Consider the following 24,198-nt stretch of genomic DNA (forward strand, 5'->3'; position numbering starts at 1 on the left):
ACCCGTTGTTTGTACCTTCTTTATGACCCGCTTAGCTCTCTGCCCCCTGCTATTCCTTCTCGCCGCCGTCATTTGCCCCATAGCAACGGCGCAAACCACCGTCAACTGGAAAAAGGTGTCGGTGCTGGTGTATACCAAAAACGGCAAGGGCTACGTCCACGACAACATTCCCGAAGCGACGAAGGCTATTCAGCGCATGGGAACGCAATACGGTTTTCGTGTCGATACGTCGAGTAGCCCGACCGTCTTTTCGGAAGACAACCTGCGGCGCTACACACTGCTCCTGTTCCTGAATACCAATAATGACGTCTTCGACACCGATGCGCAACGGCTTGTGTTCCGGCGATACATTGAAGCGGGCGGCGGGTTTGTGGGGGTGCATTCGGTGCTGGGCACAGAACGCAACTGGCCGTGGTTCAAACAGTTATTAGGCGGCACATTCGCGTGGCACCCGAAATTTCAACCACTGAGGCTGACCGTTCTCAATAGCCGTCACCCGTCGATGGAGGGTGTACCGGCAACCTGGGAACATAGCGACGAGTGTTATTTCATCAAGGAAATGACGCCCGGCCCCACTGTTTTACTGGCGCATAACCTGGCGGGCCTCAACCCCGACGAAACCGAAAAGATCACAGCCAACCGGGGGATGTTTACCAACCTCTACCCCGCCGCCTGGACCTATGCCTACGACGGGGGCTACACCTGGTGCACCACCCTGGGCCACGACAAAAAAGACTACACTGACCCTACCTATGTAAACCACCTCTTCCAGGGAATTCGCTTCATAGCGGGCCAGGTTAAAACGGTCGATTTTAATCGTGCCTACGCTACGGACCGCGATACGCCGGTGCAGTATTGAGGAGTGTTGAATCAACACATTTACAACGACACGTACCCAAGCTGAAGGGCGTTGGGTTTGCCGGGACGCTTAAGTTCGTAGGCCACGATCAACTGGTTATTAACCACCAGCCCACTCGCGTTCTGACCCTGATCAGAGTCCGCCAGCCATTTCGTTTCCGACGATTTTCCACCCCGGAACGTGCGGTAAGCAATAGCCGACGTGGGCGTTTCGGTGGTGCTACGCACCTGATCCCAGAGCAGTACGCCCGCGCCCGAAGCCTCAACCAGCGAGGCATTTTTAGCCGATGGCTCCTCAATCACAGCCAGCCGCTCACCGGCCTGGGTTACCACCCGCAAACCAGCGGTGTTGTTGGTTGTACCTGAATACCAGGCTACTAAGGCCGAGTTGCCCATCTTTATAGCTGCAGGGCCACTGTGGGGGCAACCATTGATCTTCCAGTTGTCGGCATAGATCGTTTTCGGCGATGAGAACGTCAGGCCATTGTCGGTAGACACCATGCGCGACATGTCACGGATGTCGTCGTTGTTGTCGCGGTAGTATACGTTAAGCGCCCCGTTGGCATCCACCAGCAGACCTACGTTGCAGCAGTCGCAGGCCACGGGGTCGATGATGCGCTCGGGTTGGAACTGGCCATTTTTGGTCACTACCAGCCGCAGGTTACGCTCTTCGTGTTTGGTACTGCCCGCCACATCTTTCAGGTAGGCTATGGCCAGTTCACCATTGGGCAATACTGCCGCGTCGAAAAAGCCACGGAGCAGGTTGGGCGTGGGATCAGAGTCGACGGCTTTCGGCGCGGTCCAGGTTTGACCATTGTCGGTTGACGATGCCACCATGATCTGCGTTGTAGCGGGACCACGGCCAGGACGTCCGCCGCGTTCGCCCGTTGGGGGGGCAGGTTTTGGGGCTTCTGTGGGCTTCATGTCACCATGGTTCATACCTGCGTGGTTGTGTTCGGCCGGAGCAGGTGCGGCTGGGGTAGTTGTGGCCGGGGTAGTCTCGGTGCGGAGTACAAACACGGCCACCAGCGTCCCGGTAGGCTGCACCAGAATGCGGGGTTTCATCAGGCGGCTGTTGCCCAGGCCGTTGGCAGCGTAGACAAGGGCTTTCTCCGAGAACGTTTTGCCCGCATCGGCCGAGCGCGCCGTATAGAGTGAGACCAGACCGCTGGGGTCTTTTTCGGTCCACGACAGCAACACTTGACCGTTTTTGGTTTGGGTGAGCATGGGCGTGGCTACGGCGCGGGTATCGTCGGCCACAAGTGGGTTACCGGGGCGGCCATACCCCGGCTGAGTCAGCAGGGCAACGGCAAGGGAAAGAACTGAAAGCGAGCGCATAGAGAGGAGCCTATTGGGCAGTTGAAAGCAAGATTGATACGACAAAACTATACCTTGTTTAGAACGATTCAAAATTATTTGTTTCCAGTTAAACGTCACAAACAGATAGTGCTTATGGTCAATTCGATGCAGTCATCCCAACCAAAAGCCTATTCAAATGATAGAATTAACCAATGAAAATATTATCTCGGCCAACGAAACATCTATATACCGATGCAGAGTAAATTGTCGCTTCTTACGAAAAACAAGTCCCTTATCAATCACCACATTCACTGATGAAAAAAATACTATTGGCCTGTCTATTAGTTTGTTCAGTTGCTCAACTGCGGGCACAGGAAGTTAACTACGAAGGTGTCAATTTCGAACAGGCTATTCCCGCAGTCTATCCATCTTTGCAGGAAAACGCCACGTTCGACCTGCGCGTTTCGATCACCGACAAGATTAGCGATTCGTTCATGTCGGCCAAAGACATTAACGATATCCGGGAGTTGTTTCGCACACCTATGCGGGCTGCCTTCGGGCGGTTTAAGCAAACCGATTCAACGGGCGACTTTCACATCATTGCGCTCATCCACCGGTTTAAATGGGTGAAGCCAACAACGGTCAATTCTGGCCAGGCCGTCAGCATCGCCCTGCACACGCGCGTCTACGATAAGTTTGGTACGCTACTCTACGACGCCGGGCAGAACTACCCCGAACTGCTCATTCCGGACAATGGTCGCTGGGGCGCACTCACCGGCAAGTCGCGGACGTTGATTGCTACGCAGGAAGCCATCAGCCAGTCGCTGGAGCCGTTTGCAGGTAAAATTTATGGGTATAAAGCATCGCTCAACTCGCGATTAGCTTACCTCGACGACGTGAAGAAGAAATCAGAACTAAAAGAGTTCGAAACCCAGGTCGACGAAATACGCAAGGTATTGAATCGACAGGGTGTGGTCAGTTTCATTGCCGCCAGTGAGCCTTACGTACCTTTTTGGGAGAAGATGGCCAGCTACAGCGGCGAAGGCGAGGTAAACGAGGTGAAGCGGGCAGCCCTGCAAAACCTGGCCTTGTTCCAGATTTTAAAAGGCGACTACGCCAAAGCCGCCGGCTATGTAGAGGCCTACAAACCAATCGACAAAACCGAGAAAGCGTTGTTTGGTCTGGCCAGTCACCGCAACAGCGACGACCTCGAACACCTGCTTGCCCAGTTACAGGCCAAACCAGAAGATGATATCAAGCCCGTGTCTGACAAAGTCCTGACAGCCTCAGACGTGGTCAAGCTCAACAACTTCCTGACCGTCGACGGCACCATCGTGGTGGAAGGTAAACATGCCGGTACATATCAGGGCGCGATTCAGGTACGTCGGCCAGAGCCGGAGCCTGTAGCTGATAACGCACCCAGTGGTGGTAGCGGCGGTGGTGGCGGTCTGCTGGGCGGTGGCGGTCTCCTGCGCGGCGGCGGGGGTAACGGTAGCGGGGGTGGTGTCCTTAATATGGGGGCAGCCGAATTGGTGCTGACCGTGCCTGTTACCGATGCATCCGGGGCCGTGAAGCCAACGCTGATTCGTAGTTCGGTGGTGAAGTCGCTGAAAGGCAACGACGGCACGGATTACCAGTTTCGGAAATTCGGCACGGTTGGTCTCGGCGGGTCTGTGTGGTACATGCTTCGCTCTGACTACCAGTCGCCCAAGATTACCGTCTACCGGTCGGCGCTACCCACCACGAGCGAATACGTACTGCTCAAGCCCGGCGATGACAAAGGCGTGAAATCATCATTGCTCAATGCCCGCCGCAACGCGCTGGAATACCTGAAGGAATGTTCGTCGCTCAACGACAAGTACCAGAAAGCCAGCACCCCGTTCGACATTAAACAGATTGCGCTGGATTACACCAACTGCCAGTAAACGCCTTTCCTACGCTTCCCAAACCTCGACTAATGCATTGGTCGGGGTTTATTTTTGCCAGATTTTTTGACAAAAATTCTATTGTCAACTTTTTTGACAAAAAATTTATTGTCAACACATGCACCTGCTCCCTTTCTATTTCGACCGAGACCCTTACCTAGTCCTTGATTTCACCGCTGCTAATCCCGATCTGGCTACGTTGAATCTGACTAACATCGACACGTTTACCAATTACGTCTTTGGCAAGATCAGGGCGGCGGGGGCTGTGGTGGGCGTGGGTGGGTACAACGAAGACCGAGTGGTGTATAGCAATAGTCCGCACTTTACGCCCACAGGCGACGAACCCCGCTCCATTCACCTCGGCATCGACTTCTGGGCCGCAGCCGGTACGCCCGTGTTTGCCCCCGTTGATGGGGTAGTACATAGCTTTCGGGATAATGCGCAATACGCTGATTACGGCCCGACCATAATTCTGGAACACAATACCGAAGGCTTCCCGCGTTTCAGCCTCTACGGCCATTTGTCCCGCGCCTCACTGACCGATTTGTACGACGGAAAACCGTTCCGGGCGGGTGAGAAACTGGCCGAATTCGGCCCCTACCCCGAAAATGGCGACTGGCCCCCGCACCTCCATTTCCAGCTTATGCACGATATGCTTGGCCTGCACGGCGACTACCCCGGTGTGTGCCGCCCATCGGAACGAAACGAGTGGCTGACGCGATGCCCAAATCCAAATAAGTGGCTGAATATAAGAAACTTATAAACAAACCTATAAGGGCTAGGTGCCCCCGTTTAAAACCTTGTATGTTTAATGGTTTAATGAATCAGAATAAGCTTTTTCTGCTCCTGGCGTTGCTTTTGGGAGGCGGCATCTGGCTCTATGGCACCTACTTTGCCACGCCCCGGCCACCGCACCAACGGCCACCGGGAGCCACCTCGCCGGGTGGGCGGCGCATGACCAAAACCGACGCCGACTGGCGGATACACCTCACGCAGGCCCAATATGCGGTGCTGCGCGAAAGCCATACCGAATGGCCCAACAGCAGCGACCTCACCCATGAAAAACGCGCTGGCATCTACGTCTGTGCCGGTTGCCGGAACCCGCTGTTTTCCTCGAAAACCAAGTTCGATTCCAACACCGGATGGCCCAGTTTCTTTGCCCCTATCGTGCCCAACGCAATCTATACCGAACCCGACGGCAACCGTACCGAAGTACGTTGCGCCGTGTGCGACGGGCACCTCGGCCACGTCTTCCCTGACGGCCCCGAACCCTCCGGCCTCCGCTACTGCATGAACGGCGACGCGATGGTGTTTGAAAAGTAGTCTAAGGTTAAAAGTCCAAGGTCTAACGTCTAAAGTTGGCTGACGCACCTATACTCTTGCGTCAGCTAACTTTAGACGTTAGACCTTGGATTTTAGACTCTTCTTTTTCAGTCTTTCAAACTGCTCAGGTACGTCTTGTTACCGTTCTTATTGATGTAGTACTTGCCACCACGGGGGCCGGTCATTACCTGTTCGCCGTTGGGGCCTTTCATGCTCCGGTCAACGGGGGCTTTGTAGTCGGCAGGGCTGGCCTTGGTTTCGGCTTTCGATGATGCCTTTGCCATTTTGTTGTCAGCTTTGGCCTCCATCTTATCGGCCTTGGCGGCTTTTTTGTCGGCCTTGGTCGTAGCAGCATCATCTTTCATCTTGGCGTCGGCTTTAGCGGCTTTCTTGTCGGCCTTCGTTATTTTGTCGTCGGCAGCCTCTTTCGCGTCTTTTTTGGCTTCCTTGGCCGCTTTTTTATCAGCTTTAGCCTGCTCCTTGGCTGCTTTGGCGGCGTCTTTACCGGCGTCGGTTTTGGCTACTTTTTCAGCTTCTTTAGCCGCTTTTTTGTCGGCCTTTGCCTGTGCTTTAGCGTCTTTGGCAGCGTCTACCTTCTCAGCTTTTTCTTTCTTGGCTTTCTCTTTTTTCGGCTTGGCATCCTGTGCCGGGGCGGCAAATGCAATCAACAAGCCAAGAAACAGGGTGAGTAATGCAACGGGCTTTTTCATGAAAATCGATTTGATAAGTGGTTAAGAAAACTGGTTTCGGTACTTCGACGGAAATGTGCGGCAAAAGTCGCAGGAAAACAACGAGTTAAGGGAAATTTAAGAGGTGAGAGGCAAGAGGTGAGAAGCAAGAGCCAAGAGATGCTAACGCAAGTGTCCTCCTGCTGCACCAGCAAACCAGTCAGCAACTCTTGCCTCTTGGCTCTCACCTCTTGGCTCTTTTTCGTATCTTCGTATACCTTATTTCCGCCGTATGCTTACCTCCAACGCCAGCGTGCAAACTACCCAGCAGGACCCCGTCTCTTACCTTAAACGCTACTACGGTTACGACCGCTTCCGACCTATGCAGGAGGCTGTTATTCAGTCGATTACGAGCGGACGCGACACTGTGGTGCTTATGCCAACGGGGGGTGGTAAGTCGGTTTGTTTTCAGATTCCGGCGCTTATGATGCCCGGCCTGTGCGTAGTAGTCTCACCCCTGATTGCGCTCATGAAAGATCAGGTGGAGGCCCTGCACCTCAACGGCATTGCGGCGGCTTACATCAACTCATCGCAGGGCACCAAAGAGTGGCGGGAGGTAGAGGCCAACTGCCGGCAGGGCAAGATCAAACTACTCTACGTATCGCCCGAAAAGCTGCTGTCCGATTCGTTCTACACGTTCCTCAACAGCCTTCAACTTTCGATGTTCGCCATTGACGAGGCACACTGTATTTCGTCATGGGGTCATGACTTCAGGCCTGAATATACCCAGCTAAACCAGTTGCGCAGGTGGTTTCCGCAGGTGCCCATCATTGCCCTCACCGCCACCGCCGACCGCCTCACCCGGCTCGACATCTCTCAGCGGCTCGACATGCACGACCCGGCGGTGTTTATCGACTCGTTCAACCGCACCAACCTGAGCCTGCAAGTGCTGCCCGGCAACAACCGCATTGGTCAGATTGTGAAGCTGTTACAGCAAAAACCCGACACCTCTGGCATCATCTACTGCCTCAGCCGCAAGTCGTGCGAAACGCTGGCGGCGAAGCTGATGGAGAAAGGGTTTTCGGCGGCGTTTTACCACGCAGGCATGGACTCGTCGGAACGAGGCCGGATTCAGGAGGCGTTCCTTCGCGACGACGTCAGGATCATGTGCGCCACCATCGCCTTCGGCATGGGCATCGACAAGAGCAACGTACGATGGGTGATGCACTACAATATGCCCAAAAACATTGAGGGTTACTACCAGGAAATTGGCCGCGCCGGGCGCGACGGGCTACCCTCGCAGACGGTCCTTTTCTACAGCTTCGCCGACGTAGCCACCTACACGCAGATGCTCACCGACAACAAGCCCGCCAACCTGGAGTTGCAGTTGGCGAAGCTGGAACGGATGAAGCAATATGCCGAAGCCAACACCTGTCGGCGGCAGATTTTGCTGTCGTATTTCTCGGAAGAACTGCCCGAACCATGCGGTAACTGCGACGTGTGCCGCAACCCCCGCGTGACGTTCGATGCCACCGTGCTGGCCCAAAAAGCCCTGTCGGCCATTATCCGGCTGGGCGAACGCGTACCCATGAACGTACTCATCGACGTGCTGCGCGGGTCGCGGTCGGCGGCGGTGCTGTCTAACGGATATGACAAGATCAAGACCTACGGCGCCGGGGCCGATCTGCGGTTTGAAGACTGGCGCTCGTACCTCCATCAGCTCATCAACATCGGCGTGATTGAGGTGGCCTATGAACACCACTACGCCCTGCGTCAGGGGATTTTAGCCAAAGACATTCTCTATAACGGCAAGACCATCAGCCTGGTACGCCCCGACGATGCACCCAAGCCGGTGGTGACCGAAAAAGCACCCCGCGCCCGCACCGAGGCCACACGGGATGCCCTGTTCGAAAAGCTCCGCGCCCTGCGCAAGCGCCTCGCCGACGAGCAAAATGTGCCACCCTACGTGGTCTTCACCGACTCGACGCTGGAAGATATGGCCCGGCAGCGCCCCACCACACCCGAAGCCCTTCGCAACGTGTCGGGGGTGGGTGAGCGCAAGCTGGAGATGTTTGGCAAGGTGTTCTTGGCCGAAATCGTGGAATTTGTGATGGGCAAAGTGGAGGCGGGTGAGAAGCCAAAAGGATCAACCCAGCTCGTTACGCTCGATTATTACAACAAAGGCATGAGCATCGAGGAGATCTCGCAGGCGCGGCAGCTTGGCCCGTCGAGCGTGGCGAACCACCTGTTTCAACTTAGTCAGGCGGGGTACGACATCGACCTGGAGACGCTTATTACCCCCGCCGAACGCCGCGAGGTAGAAGCCGCCATTGCAGTGGTGGGCCTGGAAGAAAACCGCACCAAACCCATCTACGACCACCTCGAAGGCCGCTACGACTACGGCAAAATCAATTTGACCATTGCACTCATGCGGCGGTAATCGTAACTAGCTGATAAATAAAGTCAGCTATGAAACAGATAACACCGTCGCTGTACCAGATCTCACTGGGAGCCGTCAATGTGTTTGTGATCAAAGACAGCGACGGGCTAACGCTGATCGACACGGGCTACAAGGATAGTACAGACAAAATCGTTGCGGCCATTCGCAAGAGGGGCGAAAACCCGGAAGCCATCAGGCAGATCATCCTGACCCACGCCCACCCCGATCACGCAGGAAGTGCGGCCGCGATTAAAAACAGGCTGGGTGTTCCGCTGTTGGCGCATGAGCAGGATGCGGCGCTGGTGGCACAGGGTGTTGGTGGACGGTCGGCCATTACCGTGTCACCGGGAATCATTAACTGGCTCATATTCAAGTTGCTCATAAAAAATATGAGTCCTGCTATCGAAGCGGCGACGGTAGATCAGACGCTACAGCACAACGACGTACTCCCCATTGCGGGCGGACTTCAGGTGCTACATACGCCCGGCCACAGCGCAGGCCACATTGCGCTGTTACTTCAGAAAGAAGGCGTGTTGATAGCAGGAGATCTCTGTGCAAACGTCGTTGGCCTCGATCTCAGCACCGTCTACGAAGACCGCGCCCTGGGTATCGAAAGCATTTTGGCCGTTTCTAAACACAAGTTCGATAAAGCCGTTTTTGGTCATGGCACTACGTTAACCGGGCAGGCTAATCGTACATTAGAAGCCAAATTCAAGGACCTCCGAGCGTAATAGGCTCCCCTAGCTAATCAACCCGTGATCACCCGCCGCACCTCCCTATCACACAATATTGTGGCGTTTTGCCGCTTTTTGCGGGCAAACGGGATGGGTATTGGCCCTGACGAAGAAGCGTCAGCTTTGTTAGCATTAGCTACTATCAGGTTGGGAGACCGGGATGAGTTTCGGCTGGCGTTGCGCACGGTACTCTGTCGGCGGGCAAGTGACCTGGAGGCGTTTGACACGCTGTTTGCGCAATACTGGAAAGAACTGGAAAAGGCCGTTGACGCCAAGCGCAAGGACGACCCAAAGCAAAAACAACGTACTCAGCCCAAGCAGGGACCTGATTTTAACCAGTTGAAATCGTGGCTCTATGGCAACAAACCTACCGAAGAAACCAGCCTCGTTACCTACTCCACGCAGCAGAATCTGGCGCAGCAGGATTTTGCCACCATTAGCGCCGACGACCTGCAAGCGGTGATGCAATATATCCGCGAACTGTCACTCACGCTGGCCCGCCAGGCCAATCGTCGCCACCAAAAAACCGCATCAGCCCGCCGCTTCGACCTGCCCCGTACGCTACGAAAGAACCTCCGGCGGGGGGGCGAGCTGATTGATTTGGCGTATCAGAAACCCCGCAAAAACCGCCTCAACGTGGTCATTTTGGCCGACGTAAGCCAGTCGATGGATCTGTACAGCACGTTTCTGATTCAGTTCATGTACGCCTTTCAGTCGGTGTATCGGCGCATCGACACGTTTGTATTCAGCACCGAGTTGCACCGAATCTCATCGGCGCTCAAGAGCCGACCCTTCACCGATGCCCTGCAACACGTAGCCGAAACGGCACCGGGTTGGGGCGGCGGCACCCGGATTGGCGCTTCGCTGGAACAGTTTGTGGATGAGCATCTGTCGCTGGTGAACAACCACACCCTCGTGCTCATTCTCAGCGACGGCTGGGACACCGATGACCCACAACGCCTCACCGACAGTTTAAGGCGTATTAAGACAAAAGCTAAAAAGCTGGTATGGCTTAACCCCCTCGCGGGCAGTCCCACCTTCGAGCCTACCACTGCCGCCATGCAGGCTGCCCTGCCCCTGCTCGATGGTTTCGCCGCCGTACACAACGTAGCAAGTCTGCGGGCGCTGGGGAGGTGGCTTTGAAGGAGGAAAGGTAGGAAGGGAGAAATGGAACAAGGTTGCTGACGCAGGTTTTATGTTTTGGCGTCAGCAACCTTGTTCCATTTCTCCTTTTCTCCCTTCCTGCCTTTCCTCCTTTCCCTCAATCCTGATTCGTATTGAGCTTTTCCAGCAGCCGACGGTTAAAATCACGTTCGGCTTTGTAGAGTTCCTGAAGTTGGGCTGGACTAATTACCTTCAAAAAGCGCGGCATGTACTCGTCGTCCAGATCAGCAATTTTCTGCTTCGACGCATTGATATCTTTCAATTGATTCAACAAGTCGGCGTCGTTTAATTTCTGCACACCCTGCCGCGAATTTTCACCCATCAACTGACGTACCCGCCGGTTGAGGTCTTTCTTCTTGCCGTTGTAATCGTTGTAGATCGCCCAAAATTGGGGTGCCTGCTCGGTGGTCAGGTTCAACCGATTGGTGATATACCCAATCTTGGCCGACTCAATACGCTGGCTGTCATTTTGGGCAGACACGCTTCCTACAGACAGGGTAGTCAACAGCAAAAGGCTCACTAATAGGTGCTTCATAAGTGTAGGTCGTAAAATTTAGCTCATGAACCGGCGTTAAGCTGTTCATTATCAATATTTTGCATATCCAGATACTGTCGGATAGCGTCAGGTTTCAGGTCAAGGTACTTAATTGTTGTTGAGTCATCCATCATCGACGCATCGGCGGCGGGGGTACTGGCAATCTCGTCGGGATTCAGGCCTTGCTCATCGAGATAAGCCACAATAGCCGCATCACTTACGCCACTCAACGTTTCGCGGCCAATAGAATCCTGCCGTTGCGGCCAGGTTACATACACCAATGCCGCCACTAGGCCAGCTCCCGCCAGTGAAGCCAATGTGCGCCCCCATGACCAGCTCACCAACGGACCCGCATGGGCTTCTTCCTGCTTGCGCTGATCAGCAATCCGGGCTTGCACCCGCGAGGCCAGCGAATCGAAATACTGATCGGGTACGCCCTGCCCCGTAGCCTCAAACGGATGCTGCCGAAGGGGATGCCCTGCGTCGAGCTCATCAAGCCGGAATGGTGGTTTCGTATTCATAACTATTGGACGTTCAGGCTATGCCGAAGTTTAACGGTTGGTTAAAAAATCCTCTATTTTTTTAACCGCCAGGTGGTATGATGCCTTCAACGCCCCGACTGATGTACCGGTGATTTCAGAAATCTCTTCGTACTTCATGTCGTCGAAATATTTCATGTTAAATACCAGGCGCTGTTTGTCGGGCAGTTTCAGCAGGGCTTTTTGCAAGGCAAGTTGTACCTCCTCGCCGCTGGGGTCATTACCGCTGGTCACGTAGTCAGCGTTGGTTTCTAATTTCTCCATCAACTCCCCTTCCACATCGCCAATGGGCAGAAAAAACCGGCGGCGTTTCTTGTTCAGGAAGTTCAGGCATTCGTTGGTGGCAATGCGGTAAATCCACGTATACAACTGACTATCACCCCGAAACTGTTCCAGGCTCGCCCACACCTTCACAAACGTATCCTGCACCAGGTCGTCGGCATCGTCGTGGTCGATCACCATCTTACGGATATGCCAATAGATCTTCTGCTGATACATTTTGACCAGCATATTGAAGGCATAATTCCGGCTCGACGGATCGCGGTATTTTTCGAGTAATTCCTTGTCAGTCATTGTTAAGAGTGGTGAGTGGTGAGTACTAAGTGGTGAGTTAGCTGACGCAAAGCACGCACCACTTAGCACTTACCACTCACCACTTATTTCCTTGCCATCGCCTTCTTAACGGCTTCAACAATATTGGCGGCTTTGAGGCCGTATTTTTCGAGTAGCTGGTCGGGGGTGCCGCTCTCGCCGAAGGTGTCTTTCGTACCTACGAACTCCTGAGGACGCGGCAAATTTTGCGCCAACACGTGAGCGATACTTTCGCCAAGCCCACCCAGAATATTGTGTTCTTCTACAGAAACAGCGCAGCCCGTTTTCTTGACCGAATTCAAAATCGCCTCCGAATCCAGCGGCTTGATCGTGTGAATGTTAATCAGGTCGATTTCGATGCCTTCGGCAGCCAGTTGCTCGCCCGCCAGCACAGCTTCCCATACCAGGTTGCCCGTTACAAACACCGAGCAGGCATCGCCTTCGTTCATGTGCCAGGCCTTTCCGATCTCGAATTTCTGGTCGGCGGGGGTGAACACCGGCAGCACCGGGCGACCAAAACGCAGGTATACCGGCCCCACGTGTTCGGCAATGGCCAGGGTAGCGGCTTTGGTTTGGTTGTAATCGCAGGTGCAGATGACAGTCATATTGGGCAGCATTTTCATCATGCCCAGGTCTTCCAGAATCTGGTGTGTGGCCCCGTCTTCGCCCAAGGTAAGCCCCGAGTGCGACGCGCATATTTTTACGTTCTTCTCCGAGTAGGCCACCGACTGCCGGATTTGGTCATACACCCGCCCCGTAGCGAAGTTGGCGAACGTGGTCGCAAACGGAATGTGCCCCCCAATGGTCAACCCCGCCGACACGCCGATCATGTTAGCCTCGGCAATGCCGCACTGGATGAACCGATCCGGGAAGTCCTTAATGAAGGCATCCAGTTTGAGCGATCCGGCCAAATCGGCGGTGAGGGCCACCACATTCGGGTTGGTTTTGCCCAGTTCATGCATCCCCGCGCCAAACCCTGACCGGGTGTCTTTCTTGTCTGTGTAGTCGAATTTTTTCATGCTTATCAAATAGTCGCCGAGGCGATGGTCTGCAATGTACTCAAGAAATACCGCGCCGACGGGCAGTTGGGGTGCACGGCGGCGCGTTCAATGGTGAAGCCGTTATTAATCATTGCGCTGGCAAATCCTTTTTTATCGGAAATTCCTCGCTGTATGTAAGTCATTCGTAATTCACTCAAATGAATTGCAGGCTTATTAATAATCTGTGGCTTTTCACAATAGAATGCCGTATTAAATAATATTGATAAAGTAGCTGAATCAGCCAGGAACCATGCCTCAAGTTCTTGAATAGCCAAACAAACCGACATATTATCTGCTCGCTGAATTTCTGCTTTTATCCTTGCTACTGATTCCAAGCTCTCTGGTTCATCTAAATCACGCAACACAACAATGTGGTCTGCGCCCAGGTCACGCAGTGTCTGTACTTGGCTTAACATTCGCTTGCTACTTTGCGTCAAATTACCCTTACCACCCATATTGATAATATCATCAACAAGTTCAATTTTTTTGAGCGCTAAATAATTTCGGAACGCAATTGATTTCAGGACAATACGCTCACAATCTCCTTCAACAATGATTCCAATTCTCACCACGGCAACCCTCCTCCTAAAGCACCTGTTAGCCAAGCTTCATCAGTTGGAATATCATAAATATTCCGACCTTTAATCTGCCTGGTTTGTGTTGCGCCATTTCGCTTGTCAACTAGTACAATCTCATCCGTAGAGAGTTTTCGAACAATAGCCTCAGAATGCGTATTGAGCCAGATATAATGTCCTTTTTCTTCGCAGATTTTACGAAAGAATTCGACCAGCGACATCATTACTTGAGGATGCAAACCATTCTCAGGCTCTTCAATGCACAGAAATTGTGGTTCATCACTTTGGTATACTGCAACAAGCAAGGTGATGATGTAGTACGTACCATCTGAGATAAGGTCTTTCGTAAAAGGCTTGTCGATACCTGCTTCATAAACGAGCAGGGTGTCTTTACTATCAAACGTACCTGAAACAACTTCTACAGCTTTGAATCCAGGAATGAATAGATCAAGCCACTCATGAATTTCTTCTTTTAAAATAGTATCAGTCAACAATCGCTTCAGTACAGTTTCCATATTACTGGCTGATAACGTCAAACGTTTGTTATCTGTGTATTTTAATTTTACTAAACGCTCGTTACCAATAAAGAGCCGGGTAAAATTCGTAAACTGCTTATAACTTTCAATATCGTTGAAAGTTTCCCTACCATGACTTGCACCTGTATCATCTATTAATATATGAATCACGAAATCGTAAGCATTGCATTCAAATGTAAATTTAATAATATTCGACTGTCTACGACCAAAATTTTCGCCTCCACCAAACAGACTCCTCACGAGATTGTTGTCGCCAATTTGTTGCAGAAGTTCAGCAAACTCTAATGCCTCGAAAATATTCGATTTGCCGGAACCGTTGGGGCCGACAAAGACCGTGAACGGATTCGGATTTTCAAGTTCAATTTTTTCGATTGACTTGAAATTTTCGATGACGAGGCGTTTGATGTTCATAAGGTGCGGCGTACCATCCGGCGGCGTAGAGACGCAAGATTTTGCGTCTCTACACGGGCGTCAGCAATTAGACGCGTCAGCAATCATGATTAATAGTCTTCCATACCGGCATACACCGGCAATTGGCCCAGGGCGTTGGCCATTTGTTCGGGGTTGAGGGCGGTGCCGTGCCACTTGTAGTTACCCGCCATAAAATCGACGCCATAGCCCATCAGGGTATGCATCAAGATCAAGGTCGGCACATCATGATCGTATTTGGCGTCTTTCAGGGTTTTGATGATATCGGCCATGTCGTTGCCCTGCATCTCTTTCACATCCCAGCCAAATGCGCGGTATTTAGCGGCCAGATCGCGGTTGTCGTTTACGCCGGTAGTGGTACCATCAATCTGCGCGAGGTTGTAGTCGATGATGGCCGTGACGTTGCCGAGCTTTTTGTTTGGAATGAACTGCGCGGCTTCCCATACCTGCCCCTCCTGCTGCTCACCGTCGCCCATGAGCACGTACACTTGCTTGTCGTCCTTGTTCAGACGCTTGGCAAAGGCAGCACCCGCCGCTACCGATAGCCCCTGCCCCAGCGACCCCGACGCGATGCGCACACCCGGCAGGTGTTCAGCGGTGGTAGGGTGGCCCTGCAATCGGCTGTCCAGCTTACGAAACGTAGCCAGTTCAGCTACCGGGAAATAGCCCGACCGGGCCAGTACCGAATAGAAAACAGGCGAGATGTGGCCGTTCGACAGGAAGAAGAGGTCTTCGTCGTGACCATCCATGCTGAAAACAGGCTTGCCATCGGCATCCAGCTTACGGCGCATCACGTCGAAATAAAGGGCCACAAACAGGTCCGTGCAGCCTAATGAGCCGCCGGGGTGCCCCGAATTGACGGCCGAAACCATCCGCAATATGTCGCGCCGCACCTGCGAGGCGATGTGTTCGAGTTGTTGTATTTCCATAATCTTAGACAGTGGATATTAGCTATTAGATCCTGGACTATTTGGTATCTCCAGTGTCTAATGTCCAACATCCTATTTCAATACCTGTTGTGCGTGATTTTTGGTGTCTATTTTTTCAATGATGTCGGTGATAAAGCCGTTTTCGTCGATGAGGAACGTAGTTCGTACTGTACCCATGTACGTCCGGCCATACATCGACTTTTCCTGCCACACGCCGTATGCTTCCACCACCGATTTATCCGTATCAGCGGCCAGGGCAAAAGGCAGATCATATTTTTTAGTGAATTTCTGATGCGATTTCTCGTCGTCAACACTCACGCCCAACACCTCATAACCCGCCTTTTTTAAGTCAGCGTAATTATCGCGGAGGCTACAGGCTTGCGCCGTACAGCCGGGGGTGTCGTCTTTCGGATAAAAATAGAGGACCACTTTTCTACTCCGAAGATCGGCCAGCCGCAACGGCTTTCCATGCTGGTCAGTGGTAGTAAAATCGGGGGCGGGATCGCCAACGGAGAGCGTCATAGTCAGAAATTTACTGCAAACATACAAGGGCTGTTTGATTGTTTGTCTGTTCGTTTGTTTGTCTGGCCCTTCAAATAGACCAAAAGTCACACAGGTAAACAATCAAAATCACCGTCTCCGCTTCGCTGGACGACGTACCGGGCGGGGGGCGGGTGGCTCAGCAATAGCGGTGACTACCTCGGCTACGTTGCCTGCCTGATCGCGTACCTGAATTTTCACCTCATGCCCCGCTTCAAAGGGCACCTCAGGGTCCAGCTTGTCCGACCAGATCAGGGCGCGTTTGTAGTCATATTGCATCAGTACCCACTCGCCATTAACAAACACCCGGAATTTGTCGATCCCCGACCGCTCGTCCGAGATGCGGGCTGTGATGCCGCTGGCCGTGGCACTCACTACCCGGATGGCGGGGGGCGTTACGTCGGTGAGCAGGGCAAATTTCCCCAGCACCCGCGTGCGGAACTCGATGCGGTTTTTGGTCCAGACGCCCCCCAAAAACGTTTCGCGGCCGTTGTTCACCGCATACATTTTCGTGCGCAGGGTATCGATACCCGCAGGATAAGGGGGCGTAAACCGAACGTCGATATAGTCATTCAACGGAATAGTGTTCTGGTTGATTTCCAACCCATTGGCAGGCGAAATACGAGTAGCCAGGTACAGTGTATCGAACAGCGAAGCCGGGTTAAACCGCAGGCTGACAGCCCCGGCATCGACGGTTTCGGTGCGGCCCGGTATTACCCGCTGCCTGAAATTGAGCGGTACCCGTCCGCGGCCTATCTGCACCGAGTCGGGCAGGGTGCGGTTGAGGTCAATCAGGTACACAGTCCGGTCGCCGCGCACGTAGGCCACAGGAAGTTCGGTAGTCTTTTTGCCGGTAAACAACAGCGCCTTGGGTGGGGTGCCGGGTAACCCCCGGATGGTTAGTTTCAGCACGTCATCGTCGGGCGTGATTGTGGCCGAGGGCACACTTACCGGCGCTGATATACTGGCCATATCGGTGCTATCTTCCGAACTAATTACCTGACTGGCAGCAGCTTGCACTACCGGCGTTGTTTCGGGAGATACCGTAAAGTGCAACACAGCGGCATGTTCATAGCTGTCGAAGAGCGTGATCGTTACCTCGTGGGGTTTGCCATCGGTGAGGAGCAGTTTGCCCCGGTAAGCGTTGGTATGGTAGAGTGACAGCAGATTTCCATCGGCCACGTAGCCCCGATGGTAGCGTTGACCCGACAGTTGCTCGGCCTCATAGTTCATGTGTACGTTGATGAACCGCGTCTGCTCATGCGGAAACGAGTTCATACTGTAGGCAAATACCTCGGCCCCATCAAGCCTGATTTCCACGCAGTTAAGGCCATTTCGGTAAGGTGACCCGTTGGCTTTGTCGTAGGCCAGCAACTCCAGTCCCAGCAGCCCCGACGCCGAAATGGGCTGGCTGATAGTGTATGAACCGTCGGGCCGGCGCGTGGGCGTGAAGGTCTGCCGCCCAAACTCGCCATTGAGCCGCGACGTGGGCGACAGCGTACGGATGGCAATGCGCTCGAAGTAGGGCGGCACATCGTCCGAGAGTTCAGGGAAGGCGTAAAGCAACGGGTTAAGCAAGTTATCCTGGCTGTCGCGCACTTCGAAATGCAGATGCGGTCCACCCGACCCGCCCGTATTTCCCGATAGGGCAATCACGTCGCCTTTGGCTACCGGAAACTGATTTGGCGTGGGTTGCAGGTCGATCTCGAAGGTTTGTCTGGCATATTGCGCCTGTCGCAAATAGCCTCCCAGCGTGTCGTTGAGGGTTTTTAGATGGCCGTAGACCGTGGTCAGGCCGTTGGGATGTTTCAGGAAAATGACGTTGCCATAGCCCCCCGTAAACACGGCAATTCGCGACACGTAGCCGTCGGCGGCGGCATGAACGGGCACCCCCTCTACCCCACCCGTGCGGATATCCAGACCGGCGTGGAAGTGATTACCCCGCAAGTCGCCCATACCGCCCGACAATGACCCTGCCGTACCGGGATTAATAGGAAACAGCAGATAGCCGGGCTGGATGACGGAACTGAAAGGGCGCTTCGCCTGACTAACGGCCCCGGTTACCAAGACCCAGCATAATAAAATAGCAGGAAAACAGCGTGTTAGTATGCGCATGAATAAACCAGGTACAAGTTACTTTACCCCAAAATTGAGCATCTCGCGGCCTTCCAGCGTCGCTACTAGTTGATCGCCAACCTGCACGGGGCCAACTCCTTTAGGAGTACCAGTAAAAATGATGTCGCCTTTCTGAAGGAGAAAAAAGCGCGACACAAACGAAATGAGGTAATTTATTTTGAACAGCATCAGACTGGTATTACCAACCTGCCGGGTTTCACCGTTGACAGTCAGCGCAAAGTTGAGGTTCTGCAAATCGGCGAATTCAGTTTTGGACACAAACGGCGACACCGGAGCCGAGCCGTTGAAGGCTTTGGCCAATTCCCAGGGAAGGCCTTTCGCTTTCAGCTTGCTCTGCAAGTCGCGGGCAGTGAAGTCGATACCCAGACCTACTTCGTCGTAGTATTTATGGGCAAACCGTTCTTCAATGTTTTTACCCACCCGGTTAATCTTCACCAGCACCTCTACTTCGTGGTGAACGTCGGACGAAAAATCAGGATAAAAAAACGGCGCATTGCGGTGAATGATAGCCGTTTCGGGCTTTAGAAAAATGACCGGGTCGTCGGGCTGTTCGTTATTAAGCTCCCGAATATGATCGACGTAGTTACGGCCAACAGCAATAATTTTCATAGTCTGACAAAAAGATCCGGGCCTGAAACTGGCCCGGTTTACTAACGGCGGCGCGGTGGCGATTAAACCTCGCTGACTACCGCAAATCTAAGCCATAAGCGCGGCCCAACCAGTTTAACACACTAATTGCAGCAAACAAAAGCTTTGCCTCGCGAGTACTAACCGGTTGTAACAACGGCCTATCCATGCAACCTATTACCTACCTGTTGCGTCTAACCAAGCTAACAACCATTATTCACCTTTCAGAAATATGATAACCATGAGAAAATTAATCTTCGGTGTGCTTGTTGCCGCCATTGCCTTTGCCTGTTCCAAAGTCCCACTCACAGGCCGCAACCAGATTTTGCTGGTCCCCAATGACCAGATGCTTGCCTTGAGTTCAACTCAGTACAAACAGTTTCTCGACACCAGTCGGGTGGTTAATAGCACCGCCGACGCGGCCATGGTAGACCGGGTAGGCAACAGGTTGCGGCAGGCCGTAGAATCGTATATGAACCAGAATGGCTACGCCGCCCGACTGGAAGGATTCAAATGGGAATATCACCTGGTGCAGGACAAGCAGGTGAACGCCTGGTGTATGCCCGGTGGTAAGATCGTGGTGTATTCGGGTATTCTGCCCTATACGCAAAATGAAGCGGGACTGGCCACGGTGTTAGCTCACGAGATCTCGCACGCTATTGCTCAACATGGCAACGAGCGTATGAGCGAAAGCCTGGTGGCCAATGGCTTATTACAGGCCGGACAGGTGGCCACAGGCATTGCGCTAGCCAACAAAACCCGTCAAACGCAGGCCATCTTCCAGCAGGCCGTTGGCGTGGTTGGCCCGCTGGCCTACCAGTTTGGCGTGGGCCTGCCACATAGCCGGAAGCAGGAGTCCGAGGCTGACCACCTGGGCCTGATCTTTATGTCGATGGCGGGCTATGACCCCAACGAGGCCATCACGTTCTGGACCCGGATGGCGCAGGCAAGTGCAGGCAAAGCCCCCGCCGAATTCTTCTCTGACCACCCATCTGACCAACGCCGCATCGCCGACCTCAAAGCCGAACTTCCCGAAGCAATCCAGTACGCGAAGAAGAATAGCTGAGAGCTAAGAGCTAAGAGTCAAGACACAAGGAAAGCCCCTTCAGGTCACCAACGCGGTGTCTGAAGGGGCTTTCCTTGTGTCTTGACTCTTAGCTCTTAGCTCTTGGCTCTCTGCTACAAGGCGGCTACCACCGCCCGCACTTTTTCGGCGGCTTCGGAGAGGGCTACGGCCGACTGTACTTTCAGGCCTGACTCGTCGATTATGCGGGCACCTTCGGCGGCGTTGGTGCCTTGCAGACGGACAATGATCGGCACTGGAATGTCGCCAATGGCTTTGTAGGCCTCCACCACACCCGTGGCCACGCGGTCGCAACGCACAATACCGCCGAAGATGTTGATCAGAATGGCCTTCACATTCGGGTCTTTCAGGATAATGCGGAAACCGGCTTCTACGGTCTTGGCGTTGGCTCCGCCCCCCACGTCGAGGAAGTTGGCCGGTTCACCACCCGACAGTTTGATGATGTCCATGGTAGCCATAGCCAGACCAGCGCCATTCACCATGCAACCCACGTTCCCGTCGAGTTTCACGTAGTTCAGGTCATTGGCCGAGGCCTCTACTTCGAGGGGATCTTCCTCCGTCACGTCGCGGTAATTGGCCAGATCGGGATGACGGTAGAGGGCGTTATCGTCGATGTTCACTTTCGCATCGACGGCCATAATCTTATTGTCCGACGTTTTCAGCACGGGGTTGATCTCGAACATCGAGGCATCGGTATCAACGTAGGCTTTGTAGAGGTTGGTGACGAATTTAACCATCTCCTTGTACGCCTCGCCAGTCAGTCCCAGACCGAATGCAATTTTGCGGGCCTGGAATGGCTGCAACCCAACAGACGGGTCGATCCATTCTTTCACGATTTTTTCGGGCGTGTGTTCGGCTACTTCTTCAATGTCCATACCGCCTTCGGTGCTGGCCATGATTACGTTGCAGGCCTTCGACCGGTCGAGCAAAATGCCCAGATACATCTCTTTCACCTCGCTCTCGCCGGGGTAGTACACATCCTGCGCCACCAGCACCTTATTCACTTTTTTACCTTCCGGCCCGGTCTGAATGGTCACCAGCACATTGCCGATCAGGTTTTTGGCAATGTCGCGTACATCATCGACCGATTTCGCAAGGGCCACGCCGCGCTGGGTGCCGCCTTTGATCTGACCTTTGCCCCGGCCACCCGCATGAATCTGCGACTTCACCACCACAAACTTCGAGTTGGTTTGGGCCATGATGAGCTTGGCTGCTTCCACCGCCTTTTCGGGCGATTCGGCCACGATGCCCTCCTGAATGCGCACGCCGTAGCGTTTCAATATTTCTTTACCCTGATATTCGTGGATGTTCATACAGACAGCAACAGCGTTAATTTTACAGCCGCAAGTTAAGCGTAAAAGAGTTTTCTGTCTTCCGTTTTCTGTCTTCTGTTACGCTCCCTTGCCGTTTGGGCGACGGACTGGCGAGGTGGGTTTGAACAGAAAACGGTAAACAGTAAACAGTAAACTGCATTTATGTCGCTCCTTATCGCCACTAATCTTCGTCGGGCCTACGGGCCTTTGCCTGTTTTAAAAGACATCAGTTTGTCGGTTGGTCCGGGCGAGGTGGTCTCTATTGTGGGGGCTTCCGGGGCGGGCAAAAGTACCCTGCTCCACATTCTCGGCACCCTCGACCGGCCCGACGGGGGCAGCGTAACGCTGGCTAACCAGGATGTTTTTTCGCTGGACGATAAGGGACTGGCGCGTTTTCGAAATGAAAAAATCGGCTTCGTTTTTCAGTTTCATAACCTGTTGCCTGAGTTCACGGCGCTCGAAAACGTCTGTATGCCCGGCTTCATTGCTAACCGGTCCGAACGCGACGTGCGGCAACGCGCTACTGATTTGCTTAAACGCCTGGGCCTAACCGACCGGCTGAGTCATTTTCCTGCTCAGTTGTCGGGCGGTGAGCAGCAACGGGTAGCCGTGGCACGGGCATTGGTCAATCAGCCCGCCGTGGTCTTCGCCGATGAACCCAGCGGCAACCTCGATTCGCGCAACGCCGAAGAACTTCACCAGCTCTTTTTCGACCTCCGCGACGAGTTTGGTCAGACCTTTATTATCGTGACCCACAACGAGGCCCTTGCCGCCCTCGCCGACCGTACTATTACACTTCTCGACGGACAAATCAAAGCTGAGAGTTGAACCGTAACGCCGCAGTTGCTGCTCCTTGGCTACTAGTACTTAGCAGAAAAACTGATCTTTATCCAAATACTAACTAAGTAGTCTATCGGGTTATGAGTATTTTTTTCAAAGGTACTGCGCCTGATTATGAGCAAGTTACTCTACAGTGTGAAATTTTTTTCACACTGTAGAACATTTTATCTTGCAAAATGCTTTATACTTGTATCGAAAAGAAAAGTTTTTCATAACGTTGAGTAAATCAGAAAGCCAAGGGGGTGTCTCGCTTGGCTTTTTTGTGTCTATACTTTTCCGCTCGCAGCACCCCTGTCCTGGCATAGTTCAATAAGTACGCCATTGGCCGTTTTGGGGTGAACAAAGCAAACCAGCTTATTATCGGCCCCCTGTTTGGGTATTTCATTGAGCAGTGTAAAACCCGCCGCTTTCAGCCGCGCCATTTCGGCTACGATATCGTCTACCTCAAAGGCAATGTGGTGAGTGCCTTCACCCCTTTTGTCAATGAAGGTGGCAATGGCACTGTCGGGGCGGGTGGCGGCTAGTAGTTCTATCTTGGTCTGATTCACCTGAAAAAAAGTGGTCAGTACCCCCTCCGAAGCTACTTCTTCCGATTTATAGGCATCGCGATTGAGTATTGTGGCAAACAGTTGCGTGGAGGCTGTCAGGTCGCGGACGGCAATGCCGATGTGTTCGACGTTGGTGAACATAAATGAGTGCAAGGTCTGAGGTTCGTGCTGAACTTTTCCCGGCTACGCACCCGTTTTGATGCTGTAGAGCTTTGTTGGCTCACAAGACATCCATTCGATATGGTTACGGTAACGGAAAAAGCGAAAGATAAAATTATTGAACTGCGCCAAAAAGACGGCCTCAATGAGGCGTTTGCCATTCGGGTGGCGGTGCAGGGTGGTGGGTGTTCGGGGTTGATGTATGACCTTCAGTTCGACACGGCGCAGCAACCAACCGACCATATTGTCGAGGACAAAGGTATCCGTATTTATGTCGACAAAAAGAGCCTGCTGTATCTGGCCGGTACGGAACTGGACTTCTCTGACGGGCTGAATGGCAAGGGATTTCAGTTTAAAAACCCCAATGCCAGCCGTACTTGTGGTTGCGGCGAAAGCTTCGCCGTGTAGTTTGTGCTGGTTACAAAATCGACCGTTTACACGCTATTCTAACCGAATACGCGCTGTGACCGCCCTAAAGTTGTGATCTTTTGGGCGGTTTTTTATTTTTAGCGGAATACTAGACACCACACACGTTTGGATCTGTACATGAAGTTATACATTGCCGTCGGATCGGTGATGTTGTTAATGATGACCCTGTTCATCATTCTCTTCGTGGCATTTTATCAGCACCGGCAGGCTCAACACCTGCTGGCACTCAACGCATTGCGCGAAGCGTACCGAAAAGAACTGATGGCCGCCACGTTTCAGGGACAGGAACAGGAACGCCGCCGCCTGGCCCGCGACCTGCACGACGAAATCGGCACCATGCTTTCGGTAACTAAGCTGAACGTCAATCAATTAGACCGAAAAATTCCTGATGTGCATACCGGGGCGCTGCTGTTGGTGCAAAAAACGAGGGCCTTGCTCGACGAAACGATGAGCAACGTGCGGCGCATCAGCCGCGACTTGGTGCCCACTACCCTCGAACGGTTTGGTTTACTGGCGGCGATGGAAGAGTTGGCTGAGAAAGCTACTTCTGGCGACGTGGTTGTTACCCTCGAATGCCCCGACATGGTTGACCGACTACCCGCTTCCACACAGCTGTTGTTTTACCGGATTGCCCAGGAGCTGCTCAACAACGCCATTAAACACGCTGCCGCTTCACAGGTGAACGTGCAGTTCGTCTATTTCCACGACGCCATCCGCATGTCGGTAGAAGACAACGGGCGGGGGTTCGATTATGACGAAGCCGTGAAAGACCGCCGGAGCGGCCTGGGCCTGCGCAACATTGAAAGCCGCCTGACGGTGGTAGATGGTCACGTGACGTTTGACGTGGCGCCCGGCCGGGGGTCGCGTATTCACGTACAAACCCAACTGACCGACGTAGTAAATGAAGAAGTACCCGTAACTGCCTAAACTATTCCTG

General features: G+C 53.3%; 25 protein-coding genes. 11 read left to right on the forward strand and 14 right to left on the reverse strand.

Going from position 1 to position 24,198, the window contains the following annotated elements:
• The first annotated feature begins 22 nt into the window (after nucleotides 1-22).
• Nucleotides 23-859: a ThuA domain-containing protein gene (locus tag J2I48_RS09625; RefSeq protein WP_207335219.1), complete on the forward strand. Its 837-nt coding sequence runs from the start codon at nucleotides 23-25 to the stop codon at nucleotides 857-859.
• A 20-nt stretch (nucleotides 860-879) separates the two neighbouring features.
• Here J2I48_RS09625 and J2I48_RS09630 read toward each other — a convergent pair whose 3' ends face one another.
• Nucleotides 880-2,196, reverse strand: coding sequence for a sialidase family protein (locus J2I48_RS09630; RefSeq protein ID WP_207335220.1), 1,317 nt, complete (start codon nucleotides 2,194-2,196; stop codon nucleotides 880-882).
• Nucleotides 2,197-2,471: 275 nt separating this feature from the next.
• On the opposite strand from J2I48_RS09630, the gene J2I48_RS09635 reads away from it, so the two are divergent.
• From J2I48_RS09635 to msrB, 3 genes are all read left to right on the forward strand, one after another.
• Complete coding sequence (locus tag J2I48_RS09635) at nucleotides 2,472-4,082, forward strand: hypothetical protein (protein ID WP_207335221.1); 1,611 nt, start codon at nucleotides 2,472-2,474, stop codon at nucleotides 4,080-4,082.
• Between the two features lie 118 nt (nucleotides 4,083-4,200).
• Nucleotides 4,201-4,845, forward strand: a complete 645-nt coding sequence (locus tag J2I48_RS09640; RefSeq protein WP_207335222.1) for a peptidoglycan DD-metalloendopeptidase family protein — start codon at nucleotides 4,201-4,203, stop codon at nucleotides 4,843-4,845.
• A 56-nt stretch (nucleotides 4,846-4,901) separates the two neighbouring features.
• Nucleotides 4,902-5,405 carry a peptide-methionine (R)-S-oxide reductase MsrB gene (gene msrB / locus J2I48_RS09645; RefSeq protein ID WP_207335223.1) on the forward strand — a complete coding sequence of 168 codons (504 nt, stop codon included), beginning with the start codon at nucleotides 4,902-4,904 and terminating at the stop codon, nucleotides 5,403-5,405.
• A gap of 107 nt (nucleotides 5,406-5,512) precedes the next feature.
• Here the strand turns inward: msrB and J2I48_RS09650 are convergent, their stop codons facing one another.
• The gene (locus tag J2I48_RS09650; protein ID WP_207335224.1) at nucleotides 5,513-6,115 is read right to left on the reverse strand and encodes a hypothetical protein; all 603 of its coding nucleotides are present in this window, start codon (nucleotides 6,113-6,115) and stop codon (nucleotides 5,513-5,515) included.
• 250 nt (nucleotides 6,116-6,365) lie between these two features.
• Between J2I48_RS09650 and recQ the strand changes: the two genes are divergently transcribed.
• Genes recQ through J2I48_RS09665 form a run of 3 tightly spaced genes read left to right on the forward strand, consistent with a single transcriptional unit; the run spans nucleotide 6,366 to nucleotide 10,390 of the window.
• Entirely contained in the window at nucleotides 6,366-8,513 is a 2,148-nt protein-coding gene (gene recQ / locus J2I48_RS09655) for a DNA helicase RecQ (RefSeq protein WP_207335225.1), read from the forward strand.
• 29 nt (nucleotides 8,514-8,542) lie between these two features.
• Complete coding sequence (locus J2I48_RS09660; RefSeq protein ID WP_207335226.1) at nucleotides 8,543-9,244, forward strand: MBL fold metallo-hydrolase; 702 nt, start codon at nucleotides 8,543-8,545, stop codon at nucleotides 9,242-9,244.
• Between the two features lie 24 nt (nucleotides 9,245-9,268).
• A complete protein-coding gene (locus tag J2I48_RS09665) occupies nucleotides 9,269-10,390 on the forward strand; it encodes a vWA domain-containing protein (RefSeq protein WP_207335227.1) in 1,122 nt (373 codons plus the stop codon).
• Nucleotides 10,391-10,508: 118 nt separating this feature from the next.
• Here J2I48_RS09665 and J2I48_RS09670 read toward each other — a convergent pair whose 3' ends face one another.
• The 10 genes from J2I48_RS09670 to J2I48_RS09715 form a co-directional block, all read right to left on the reverse strand.
• Nucleotides 10,509-10,946: a hypothetical protein gene (locus J2I48_RS09670; RefSeq protein ID WP_207335228.1), complete on the reverse strand. Its 438-nt coding sequence runs from the start codon at nucleotides 10,944-10,946 to the stop codon at nucleotides 10,509-10,511.
• Nucleotides 10,947-10,969: 23 nt separating this feature from the next.
• The gene (locus J2I48_RS09675) at nucleotides 10,970-11,467 is read right to left on the reverse strand and encodes a hypothetical protein (RefSeq protein WP_207335229.1); all 498 of its coding nucleotides are present in this window, start codon (nucleotides 11,465-11,467) and stop codon (nucleotides 10,970-10,972) included.
• Between the two features lie 30 nt (nucleotides 11,468-11,497).
• Nucleotides 11,498-12,058 (reverse strand): RNA polymerase sigma factor, encoded by a 561-nt coding sequence (locus J2I48_RS09680; RefSeq protein WP_207335230.1) that lies wholly within the window; start codon nucleotides 12,056-12,058, stop codon nucleotides 11,498-11,500.
• 83 nt (nucleotides 12,059-12,141) lie between these two features.
• Nucleotides 12,142-13,095 (reverse strand): transketolase family protein, encoded by a 954-nt coding sequence (locus J2I48_RS09685; RefSeq protein ID WP_207335231.1) that lies wholly within the window; start codon nucleotides 13,093-13,095, stop codon nucleotides 12,142-12,144.
• 5 nt (nucleotides 13,096-13,100) lie between these two features.
• Nucleotides 13,101-13,685: a DUF4276 family protein gene (locus tag J2I48_RS09690; protein ID WP_310587266.1), complete on the reverse strand. Its 585-nt coding sequence runs from the start codon at nucleotides 13,683-13,685 to the stop codon at nucleotides 13,101-13,103.
• A complete protein-coding gene (locus J2I48_RS09695; protein ID WP_207335233.1) occupies nucleotides 13,682-14,638 on the reverse strand; it encodes an AAA family ATPase in 957 nt (318 codons plus the stop codon). Before J2I48_RS09695 ends, J2I48_RS09690 begins: the two co-directional genes overlap by 4 nt.
• A gap of 89 nt (nucleotides 14,639-14,727) precedes the next feature.
• Nucleotides 14,728-15,585, reverse strand: coding sequence for a transketolase (locus J2I48_RS09700; protein WP_207335234.1), 858 nt, complete (start codon nucleotides 15,583-15,585; stop codon nucleotides 14,728-14,730).
• 72 nt (nucleotides 15,586-15,657) lie between these two features.
• Nucleotides 15,658-16,107, reverse strand: a complete 450-nt coding sequence (gene bcp / locus J2I48_RS09705) for a thioredoxin-dependent thiol peroxidase (RefSeq protein WP_207335235.1) — start codon at nucleotides 16,105-16,107, stop codon at nucleotides 15,658-15,660.
• A gap of 108 nt (nucleotides 16,108-16,215) precedes the next feature.
• Nucleotides 16,216-18,240: a M23 family metallopeptidase gene (locus J2I48_RS09710; protein WP_207335236.1), complete on the reverse strand. Its 2,025-nt coding sequence runs from the start codon at nucleotides 18,238-18,240 to the stop codon at nucleotides 16,216-16,218.
• A gap of 18 nt (nucleotides 18,241-18,258) precedes the next feature.
• A complete protein-coding gene (locus tag J2I48_RS09715) occupies nucleotides 18,259-18,870 on the reverse strand; it encodes a fumarylacetoacetate hydrolase family protein (protein WP_207335237.1) in 612 nt (203 codons plus the stop codon).
• 259 nt (nucleotides 18,871-19,129) lie between these two features.
• On the opposite strand from J2I48_RS09715, the gene J2I48_RS09720 reads away from it, so the two are divergent.
• Entirely contained in the window at nucleotides 19,130-19,954 is an 825-nt protein-coding gene (locus J2I48_RS09720) for a M48 family metallopeptidase (RefSeq protein WP_207335238.1), read from the forward strand.
• Between the two features lie 113 nt (nucleotides 19,955-20,067).
• Here the strand turns inward: J2I48_RS09720 and sucC are convergent, their stop codons facing one another.
• On the reverse strand, nucleotides 20,068-21,285 hold the full coding sequence (gene sucC, locus J2I48_RS09725) for an ADP-forming succinate--CoA ligase subunit beta (protein WP_207335239.1): 1,218 nt from the start codon (nucleotides 21,283-21,285) through the stop codon (nucleotides 20,068-20,070).
• Between the two features lie 162 nt (nucleotides 21,286-21,447).
• On the opposite strand from sucC, the gene J2I48_RS09730 reads away from it, so the two are divergent.
• Complete coding sequence (locus J2I48_RS09730) at nucleotides 21,448-22,113, forward strand: ABC transporter ATP-binding protein (protein ID WP_207335240.1); 666 nt, start codon at nucleotides 21,448-21,450, stop codon at nucleotides 22,111-22,113.
• A gap of 278 nt (nucleotides 22,114-22,391) precedes the next feature.
• Here the strand turns inward: J2I48_RS09730 and mce are convergent, their stop codons facing one another.
• On the reverse strand, nucleotides 22,392-22,814 hold the full coding sequence (gene mce / locus J2I48_RS09735; RefSeq protein ID WP_207335241.1) for a methylmalonyl-CoA epimerase: 423 nt from the start codon (nucleotides 22,812-22,814) through the stop codon (nucleotides 22,392-22,394).
• A gap of 99 nt (nucleotides 22,815-22,913) precedes the next feature.
• On the opposite strand from mce, the gene J2I48_RS09740 reads away from it, so the two are divergent.
• Together J2I48_RS09740 and J2I48_RS09745 are read left to right on the forward strand one after the other, a co-directional pair.
• Entirely contained in the window at nucleotides 22,914-23,240 is a 327-nt protein-coding gene (locus J2I48_RS09740; protein WP_207335242.1) for a HesB/IscA family protein, read from the forward strand.
• A gap of 138 nt (nucleotides 23,241-23,378) precedes the next feature.
• The gene (locus tag J2I48_RS09745; protein WP_207335243.1) at nucleotides 23,379-24,188 is read left to right on the forward strand and encodes a sensor histidine kinase; all 810 of its coding nucleotides are present in this window, start codon (nucleotides 23,379-23,381) and stop codon (nucleotides 24,186-24,188) included.
• Nucleotides 24,189-24,198 lie beyond the last annotated feature (10 nt).

It is taken from the genome of Fibrella aquatilis (genome assembly GCF_017353255.1).
GTDB lineage: Bacteria > Bacteroidota > Bacteroidia > Cytophagales > Spirosomataceae > Fibrella > Fibrella aquatilis.